Origin of the sequence: Nostoc sp. 2RC (assembly GCF_014222165.1) — a bacterium.
Lineage (GTDB): Bacteria > Cyanobacteriota > Cyanobacteriia > Cyanobacteriales > Nostocaceae > Nostoc > Nostoc linckia.
In genome coordinates, this window is record NZ_JACKZU010000325.1 from 1 (window position 1) to 9,656 (window position 9,656).

Genomic DNA, 9,656 nt, shown 5'->3' on the forward strand with positions numbered 1-9,656 from the left:
GGGGTGGGGTAAAACGATTGTGGGACAATAGTTTAAGTTGACACGAATGACAAGATGTCCACCCCACAACAACAAGATTTAGAAATCACTCTAGTTGAATATGAATCAGTCAGGTTTAATATACCAGCCCTTTGGCTTAGTCAGTCACAATTATTTGTTTGTATAAAAAAATACTTTTTACTGTGAGTTTTGAATTCTTCTTAATAGTGAATTAAGTTAATTATTTATAGGATAGTATACTAACACAATGTGGTGCTATGACCCCAAAGCTTATTGATGGTGGTTAAGTAGTTACTACTTCGATGGAGGAAGTGACTGGGGAAGCTGACCTCCTGGTTCAAACTAAGACCAACTAATTTAAGTGGCTCTCACAAAGAACCACTATTGCCACCTGGTAATCATCATCAACACAAGGAACCCGCAACAAATGAAAGCTTACCACCAGCATATGTGCCATAGGCGAGGCAGTTATTGAGCAAAATGAAAATTTTACCATCAAGAATGACGGCCGATCGGGCAACTAGGAATAAACCAATCTATCGTCGAATCTGGTTTTGGGCAGGCCTTGGTGTAGGTGGTGGGATACTTGCCTCGATTTATGGCGTAAGTGTAATAGATAGCTCCTTGCCAGATAAAGCCGAACTCAATGCAGTTGTCAGAGAACAAACACTGACCATCAAAGCTGCCGATGGCACCATATTAAAACAACAAGGTGAAGCTTCCAGAGAACAGCTAAAGCTGGAGCAAATCCCAGATAATTTAAAAAAAGCTTTTATAGCCTCAGAAGATAGAAGATTTCAGCAACACAAAGGAATCGATGCTCAAGGAATTCTGAGGGCAGGTTTGAATAATTTGCGATCGCAAGGTGTGGTAGAAGGTGGTAGCACCATCACCCAACAACTAGCTAGGATTCTGTTTTTGAAGCAAGAGCAGACAATCTGGCGCAAACTCAAGGAAATTCGCTTAGCACAAAAAATTGAGTCAGAATTAACCAAGGATCAAATTCTAGAGCGTTACCTCAACTTGGTTTATTTGGGAGCTGGGGCTTACGGTGTCGCTGATGCCTCCTGGGTATACTTTAGTAAATCCCCAGATCAACTTTCTCTAGCCGAAATGGCTACCATTGCTGGACTAGCTCCTGCACCTAGCTTGTATGCCCCGGATAAGAATCCAGTAGCAGCCAAACAAAGGCGCAACTTGGTATTACAACGGATGCAAGAAGAAAAATTTATTACACCAGAACAAAGACGAGCAGCCACCCAAGAAGCACTAACCCTGAAAACCAGTTTACCCAAGCGACTGCAAGTAGAGTCACCATACTTTACTACCTACGTCCAGAAAGAATTGCCGAAGTACGTTTCTGCTGATGTGTTGTCCAATGGAGGTTTAGTGGTGGAAACTACCCTCAACCTCACTTGGCAAAAAGCAGCAGAAGAAGCAGTGGCTAAAACCTTGCGAAATCAAGGACGCTGGGAGAATTTTAAAGAAGCGGCAATGGTGGCCATCGATCCCCGCAACGGTGAAATCAAAGCAATGGTTGGGGGCAAAGACTTTGGCAAAAACCAGTTTAATCGGGTTACCCAAGCACAGCGCCAGCCGGGATCGACATTTAAAGGATTTGTTTACGCAACTGCGATCGCCAGTGGTAAAAGCCCCTACGCTACCTATGAGGATGCACCCTTTGTTGTAGATGGCTACGAACCGAAAAATTATAGTGAAAGCTTCCGCGGCTCAATGAGCATGAGGGACGCCCTGACCCGTTCCACTAATATCGTTGCGGTGAAGGTGCTAATTGACATAGGCTTTACGCCAACCATTAAACTTGCCCATGATATGGGGATTAAATCTGAACTTAGACCCACTTATTCCCTAGCTCTCGGCTCCAATGAAGTGAATTTACTGGAATTGACCAGCGCCTACGGCAGTTTTGCCACTCAGGGATTACACACAGAGCCTCATGGTATCACCCGCATCCTTAACCGCCAAGGCAAAGTGATTTGGTCAGCTGATTTTAAATCAAAACAAGTTCTTGATCCTGACAGCGCCGCTATCATGACTTGGATGCTACGTAATGTCGTGGAAGCAGGCACTGGTGGCGCTGCCCAGTTAGGTAATAGACCAGTTGCTGGCAAGACCGGAACCTCCGACGAAGCCCGCGATTTGTGGTTTATTGGTTACATTCCCCAAGTTGTTACAGGAGTTTGGCTAGGTAACGATAACAACCGTCCCACCTATGGTAGCAGCAGTAGCGCCGCTTATACCTGGCATGAATTCATGGAAAAAGCTGTGGAAGGAATGCCCATAGAAAAATTTCCCAAACGGCCAAAATTAGAAGGTCGCAAAGGCACCATCAAAGCACAGTCAATTAAACCCAAACAAGTATTGAATCGTTCTATTTCCTCTAATGACGATGAATCAGAACAGCAAAGCTATAGAAATTCTGAAGATAACAGTGGTTCATCAAGGAGGCGTAGAAGCAGGAGATATTCTCAAGAAGAACAGCAATCAACTAGTGACTATACCCCAAGACGCAGAAGACGTTATCGCAGCACAGAAGAATCAACTACCAGTAACTCTTCTTCAGAGTCATCTCGTCCGCGGCGGCGCTATAGAAGAGTAGAATCATCAGATTCTCCCCCACCTCGAAGAACTCGACGTTCCTCATCTCCCTCCAATAGTTCTGGTTCTTCCGGTTCTTCATCATCACAACCATCTTGGCGGGATAGGCTCAGACCGACTCAGGAATAAATTGGGTATGGGGCATTGGGTATGGGGCATTGGGCATTGGTAATTCTTTCTGCCCCTGCCCTCTTATTTCCCTCATCTCCCCCATACCCCATGCCCTATTCCCTCTTTAATATCAAGTTGCTCAAACTACAGGGGGATGTTAGGTGATAGGCTGATTTTATATTGTCTTAAGAATAGTGTTACCTAACCTTGGAGAAAATACCTATGCATTTATTGATGCAAACAGCAGCACAAGCCGCAGCAAATAGCCCTCATTTTCCTTACGCTTTTACCTTGGTATATGTCGTTGGTTTTATCGCTGCTGTCACCATTGGTTCAATAGCTTGGTACAACTCAAAACGCCCCGCTGGTTGGGAAAGTAAAGAGCGTCCTGATTTTGTGCCTAAGGTTAATAAAGAAGAAACTCCGGGTCTGGGCGAACCGAAGTCATAAACTCCCGATCGGTGATAAGTTAGCAGTTATGAGTTATGAGTTATGGGTTATGAATTATGAGTTAAAAAACTCCTAACTCTCAACTCCCAACTCTCAACTCAAAACTCCAAATTCTCTGTTAGTTTTGAACTTCAACCCAACGGCGGTAAAGTTTTTGAATTTGTTTGAGAAGTTGAGTGTGAGCCGGTTGGGTTGAGCCATTTGGCTTTGCTATATCTTGCAATTCGGTCAATAGTCTGGCTTCTTCGATCGCAACATCGCCATCGCTATAAATTAAGCCACTGATGGCTTCAATGAGATTTTCACAGTCTTCAAGGCTAGGGCGATCGCCTAAATACTCCCTAACCCACTCATAACACTCTTTTGGCTGTACGGGAACTAACTCGTACAGCCAGGGTTTAATTTCCGGATCGCTAGCCAAACCTTTTGCTTGAGCTATTTCGCGTAAATACTGCCGTTCCTCTGGTTGAATTCTGCCATCGAGCCAAGCGGCTCCAATCAGGATTTTAACTAAGTTTTTCACATTGGAATGGGTAACCATTGCTGCCTCCTCTGGTAGATTCTGGCTTCAACCAAATCGTACAATCCCAAACAGTAATCACTCGGAATTATTGGTTTTTCTTAAGCGCACCATAAAAAACCCATCCATGTCCTCTCGATGAGGCCACACTTTCAACCAGCCTTGGGCGGTATTACCTGGAAAATCACGCAACTCAAGGCTGTTGGGAGACTCAATTTGCCAATCAGGTGACTCAGCTAAAAATGCCGCCACCGCTTCTTCATTTTCTGCTGGATGTAGCGTACATGTGGCATAAACTAATACGCCACCGGGTTTGACAAAAGTAGAGGTATGTGATAAAAGTTGTCTTTGAAGCAGCCCAAGTTCCTGGACAGATTGTGGTGTCTGTCGCCAACGAGCATCAGCATGACGGTGCATAGTTCCCAAGCCAGAACATGGGGCATCAAGTAATACGCGGTCTGCGGTATTGTAAAATTGCGTAAAATCGCGGCTATCGCCGATACAAATTTGAATAGACTTTAAATTTAAGCGTTGAGAATTTTCTTGGAGTTTGCGAAGCCGAGAAGAAGTGCGATCGCAAGCCCAAATTTTACCTCGATCTTGCATCAACTCAGCAATGTGAGTTGTTTTACCCCCCGGCGCTGCACAAGCATCAATCACCACCTCACCAGGTTGCGGGTCAAGCAAATGACTTACTAATTGGGCACTGCTATCTTGTACAGTCCACCAACCTTGTTGAAAACCAGGTAATTTTTGAATTGACCCAGGATTACTAATAAATCGTAAAGCTTGGGGAAAATAACGACCCCGCCTCACCAAAACACCAGCAGATTGCAACGCCGCCTCAACTTCTTCTATCGAAGTGCGAAGCGGATTAATACGCAAATCAATGGTTGGTGACTGGTTCATCCATTCACCCAGTTGTTCTGTCTGGGCAAAACTTAGTTGTTCTAACCAAACTTGAATAATCCAGTCAGGAAAACTGTGTAAAATCCCCAAGCGTTCCACTGGGTTTTCTGGGAGTTGTAGCGGGTCAGTGTGAAGAGATGAAGAAGACGCGGAGAGTGGGAGACGCGGGGACGCGGGGAAAAAAGAAGATGGGGAGAGTGGGAGACGCGGGGACGTGGGGAAAGAATTCTCCGTGTCTTTGAGTCCCCGTGTCCCAATGTCCTCTTTCTCCGTGTCCCCGCGTCCCCGTGTCCCCGCGTCCATTCTTCTGAGATACTGGCGTAACAGACCGTTAACAAAACCTGACAGTCCAGAAAAACCGTTTTCTTTAGCTAATTGGACGGTGGTGTTAACAGCAGCTGAAGCGGGAATACGCTCTTGATATCGCAGTTGGTATAACCCTAGATGTAGGATGGTGCGGAGGTCTTTTGGTTGTTGGTGAGATTTTTTTTGCGCCAGTTGGTCAATGAGAGTATCCAGGGTGCGCTGCCTTCTGACACTACCATAAGTTAATTCTGTCACAAGGCGGCGATCGCTATCAGCCAAACTAACTTTTTGCAGCACTCTGTCTAAGGCAACATCAACATAAGCCCCCTTATGAACATCTCGTAGGGCAATAAAAGCTAGTTGACGAGCATTTGTCATTGAAACACAAATCAGGAGTAATGAAACTTTTGTATTCTAACTCCCCACTGTGGCAATTTTAGATTTTGAATTTTGGATTTTGGATTCCAGGAAAAATCCAAAAGCCAAAATTTAATCACTCCAAACTCCAAACTCCTAACTCCTAACTCCAAACCCCAAACTCCAAACTCCTAACTCCAAACTCCTAACTCCTAACTCCTAACTCCTAACTCCTAACTCCAAACCCCAAACTCCAAACCCCAAACTCCTAACTCCAAACCCCAAACTCCTAACTTCAAACTCCAAACTCCTAACTCCTAACTCCTAACTCCTAACTCCTAACTCCTAACTTCCTACCGAGGCATATACGGGTCTACACTAGCAATTTCAAATTCACAGGCTCTAGAAACCACTTCTGGTGGTAATTTACCAAAGGTAATTAATGGTAAATAAGTGGGATTCGCCATCAATTCTTTTGCTAATAAGAAACCAGTAATTGTCCAAGTTTGATATTTTCTGGCTTGTTTGCCAATCAGTCGCCCCTTCTTACCATCGTAATATTCTGGCCATTCATCATCACACAAACGTGCTTGAGCAATTTCAATCGCTCTTTGGGCAAGACTTGTTCTCTTGGTTTTTATCGCTGCTGCTGCCAACATCCACATTAACACTGGCCAACTACCTGCATTGTGATATGACCAAGGTATATTTTTCGGGTCGCATCCAGTCACAATTCTATATTCTTCATTTTCTAAGGCTGGGAAACAAATTTTCATCGGCATATCTCCCACTAAATCGTCCCACCGTTCCTCAATGAGAGTCATAATTGCTTGTGACTGTTGTTCCGTAGCTAAGTCAGAAACAATTGCCATCAAGTTTCCCACTGCAAAGAAGCGAGTATCTAGCTGTGAAGGCCCAACGTTACCAGCAAAATAACCGCCTTTTTTCGGGAGCCATTTGTCTAATTCATAATAGGGAATTGAATCTACATATATATTGAATAAATTAACGGCGGCTTTGCCATATTCTTCACTTTTGAAGCGATAAATTGCATTCAGACGATTAATATCTATCCAATAATGTTGGCGAATGTGGGCACACAACAAAGGCAAGCGATTATCAATGGCGACGACAATATCTTGATTGCCTTGACAAATCAGCAGTTCGCGAGACGCACGCAAGGCAGCGTAAAAGAGAACTTGCAGTTCTAAAGGATGACCGTAGATACCCATACGACGGTCAATCATACAAGCGCCGTCTGGAACTAACAGCGTTGGGTACATATCAAAACGATTCGCCAAACAAATGTCCATGATTAACCTGATTCCATTTTGAAATTCAGGTCTTTGAGCTAGAGAAAAATCATCTGTGGCCACTACATAAGCACGCAATAAAAGAATCCACCACAGACAAGAATCAACTGGTGTCACTCTGGCGATCGCATGTTCCCCAAAATCTGCTTCTAGATATTCTTGCCCGTTTTCCGATAACACTTTAAAGCTAGCTGGAATTAATCCTCTACCAGGCTTATAGGCATCTAACGCTCTTTCTTTAGGTTGTAACTTTAAGGTTTCTTCTAAGAAATTGCGAACAATATCTGCTCTACCTTTCAGTAAAAAAATCAGAGCCGACGAAACAAAGTCTCGAATAAAGCACTGGTCATAATTAAGAGCCTCCACTGATAAATCATAAGCAGCTACCGTGCCTACTGGGCGTCCTTGATAGTAGATGATTGTCTTTTCTAGAGCTTGCCAAGCTTCTGTTACTTCTTTTGAATCTTCACTCGATTTTAAGTCGTTTAACTGCATCGCCAGAATAACTCCATTTGGGTTGTAATTTTGTGGTAGATGCGTCTTCGTTGATTAATTTTACTATTCTCAGCATAACAAAAACACATTTTTGAATAGCAAATATCAGTCCGGAATTTGCTTGCATATTAACCAAAAAAGTCGCCGATAAATATGCAACTTTATTGATAGTTAATTTCCTTCTAATCAATTATTCTTTCGATGAGTTAAAATTATTCTTCATCGTCAGTAGTAATTTGATTTATCAAACAGTCACATCAGATATATTTTTAGATTATTTCTGTTTCCGTTTTCGTATCGGAATCTTGGCTTTACCAAACAAAAACATAACTTCAGTGCTGTTTAAGGTTTGCGTGAAGTTAATACTAGTTGCGGTATTTTTACTTAATTAGGATTAGTTTTTAACACTAAAAGGCCAGATTATTCCCCTATAAGATCATAATTTATAACGTTTTGTCATAATATGCAAGACAAATCGTCAAACAATTTAATATGTCAATACTTCCCAAGGGTTATATATATCAACCTATGGATAGATGTCTGTCTTTCCTTTTCGCGGTGGACGTTTTTCACTTTAGAATCCCGACTTTCTTAAAAAGTCGGGGATCTGATTTCTTGTTTAAGTAACTCTCAAGCTAGGTGAATAGGAGTTGTACCGTTACCGTTAGTTGACGCATTCACGATTGCAGCTTGAGCAGGTTGGGTAGCAAGAACCGCTGTAACTGTAGTAACTTTTGAACTAGATTGTTTGGTTCGTTTTCGAGTAGAGCCGCCAGCCTTAGAATACTCCATACTTTTTTTGCCGTAGACAGTTGCAATTCCACTTAGCATTCTTTGAGACATTTCCGAGAGGGCTTGCTCCATCTGAGTGACTGTTTTACGCGATTCTTCAAGATTGGACACAAGGGTGTTATGAGTTTCTAGGATCGCACGGGTAGTATTGATTAGTTGGTTGTAGGCTTCAATACTTAACCCATGTCCTAAATTCAGATTTTCATCAATGGATTTAAGCGAAGCGAGACGACGTTGGGCTTTGTCAACAGCAGCAGAACCACGAGTTCTTAAAGACATAAGATATCCTTTTTTAACAAGAAAGAATTCAGGAGTCAGGAGTCAGAATACAGGAAAGGTGTTCTGTATGACTGGCGGATAGCGCAGCGTAAAGCCTGCGGCATGGCAACTCTTAGAAACGCTACGCGTAGCTTGCTTAAGAGCAGGGGTACGCTTAGAGCGACGCAGGAGCGTTTGAATAAATGGGTTTAAGTCCCCCACCAAATTAAAAATTTGGTGGTAAACAAGAAAGTGGCGAGTCTAAATCCCCCACTAAAAAGATTGCTGAATTCTGTTAGCGGTAACGGGGCGTTTAGCGCAGTCTGAATTCTGGTTTAATCATCCTTTTTCAAAATAGTAGAGTGTCCTTTTGTCTGAGATGGGTAGTTTTGGGGATTTATTTCATTAATGATTCAACGAAATAATTACTAGGTTGCCTGTGTTTTTACTAATTTTTGATATCAATTTATTGTTTGAGAATAAGTGCAATTCGCAAAAGTAATGACCAAAATAAAAATTGCAGTCGCAAAATTATAAATGTGACTGCTGAAATCATAAATGTAGTCGCAAAATTAGAAATACGAGCGCCAAAATCAAAAATGCAGTCGCAAAATTAGAAATACGAGCGCCAAAATAAAAATTGCAGTCGCAAAATCATAAATGCGACTGCTGAAATCATAAATGCGTAGGCATAGCCCGCCGTAGGCATCGCCAAAATAACATTGTCAAATGAAAACTAGAAGACGGTGTAGACACAAGTCCGATCCAGTTTTATCCCAATACGCTTGAGATAAGCGAAAAACCCCTCATGTAGAGACGCGATTCATTGCTTCTAAAAAACTGACACGTTACACAGACAAGGGTAAATCGCCGTCTCTACAAAGGGGGTTAACTAAACCGAATTCAACTACTATATCGGATAATACAGATTTTAAATTGCAAAAGTACGAAAATTGGCTTCAAAACCAAATACAAATCCTGTTTTACTTCCCAATTCTGGGTTCTGGATTTTGAATTCTGCTGTAAGTCTTTTTCTCAAATTACTGATAATGCTATTGAAATTTTTGACAGCAGATAGAAATTCAACTGCACCTACTCATGAATGAACAGCCGCTACAAATAGAAACTGGAAACAGAGCCGAGAATATTGAATTAGCGATCGCTACTTATAAAAAAGCACTGGAAGTATTAACCCCCACCGCCTCTGGTGAACAATGGGCAACGACGCAAAATAATTTGGGAAATGCTTACAGTGACAGAATATTAGGAGAACGAGCCGAGAATATTGAATTAGCGATCGCTGCTTTCTCTGCGGCACTGGAAGTTAGAACCAGGAGCAATTTTCCTGAACAATGGGCAAGTACGCAAAATAATCTAGGAAATGCTTACCTTTACAGAATATCAGGAGAACGAGCCAAGAATATTGAATTAGCGATCGCTGCTTTCTCTGCGGCACTGGAAGTTAGAACCAAGAGCGATTTTCCTGAACAATGGGCAAGTACGCAAAATAATCTAGGGAATGCTTA

6 protein-coding genes and 1 pseudogene are annotated in these 9,656 nt (G+C 42.5%); 3 read left to right on the plus strand and 4 right to left on the minus strand.

All coding sequences use genetic code 11. From position 1 onward, the window contains the following. The first annotated feature begins 480 nt into the window (after positions 1 to 480). Both GNE10_RS26880 and psb35 read left to right on the plus strand, forming a co-directional pair. The gene (locus GNE10_RS26880) at positions 481 to 2,748 is read left to right on the plus strand and encodes a transglycosylase domain-containing protein (protein ID WP_185568457.1); all 2,268 of its coding nucleotides are present in this window, start codon (positions 481 to 483) and stop codon (positions 2,746 to 2,748) included. Positions 2,749 to 2,952: 204 nt separating this feature from the next. Further along, positions 2,953 to 3,180, plus strand: coding sequence for a photosystem II assembly protein Psb35 (gene psb35, locus GNE10_RS26885; RefSeq protein WP_185568458.1), 228 nt, complete (start codon positions 2,953 to 2,955; stop codon positions 3,178 to 3,180). Between the two features lie 118 nt (positions 3,181 to 3,298). Here the strand turns inward: psb35 and GNE10_RS26890 are convergent, their stop codons facing one another. The 4 genes from GNE10_RS26890 to GNE10_RS26905 all read right to left on the minus strand — a co-directional run bounded on the left by GNE10_RS26890 (position 3,299) and on the right by GNE10_RS26905 (position 8,151). Beyond that, a complete protein-coding gene (locus tag GNE10_RS26890; RefSeq protein ID WP_185568462.1) occupies positions 3,299 to 3,721 on the minus strand; it encodes a TerB family tellurite resistance protein in 423 nt (140 codons plus the stop codon). Positions 3,722 to 3,778: 57 nt separating this feature from the next. Then, positions 3,779 to 5,293, minus strand: coding sequence for a 16S rRNA (cytosine(967)-C(5))-methyltransferase (locus GNE10_RS26895; RefSeq protein ID WP_185568465.1), 1,515 nt, complete (start codon positions 5,291 to 5,293; stop codon positions 3,779 to 3,781). A 332-nt stretch (positions 5,294 to 5,625) separates the two neighbouring features. Next, complete coding sequence (locus GNE10_RS26900; protein ID WP_185568467.1) at positions 5,626 to 7,080, minus strand: glycoside hydrolase 100 family protein; 1,455 nt, start codon at positions 7,078 to 7,080, stop codon at positions 5,626 to 5,628. A 630-nt stretch (positions 7,081 to 7,710) separates the two neighbouring features. Next, positions 7,711 to 8,151, minus strand: a complete 441-nt coding sequence (locus GNE10_RS26905) for a hypothetical protein (protein ID WP_099065772.1) — start codon at positions 8,149 to 8,151, stop codon at positions 7,711 to 7,713. 1,077 nt (positions 8,152 to 9,228) lie between these two features. On the opposite strand from GNE10_RS26905, the pseudogene GNE10_RS26910 reads away from it, so the two are divergent. Continuing rightward, positions 9,229 to 9,656 (plus strand): annotated as a pseudogene (locus GNE10_RS26910) (tetratricopeptide repeat protein); the annotation flags it as partial.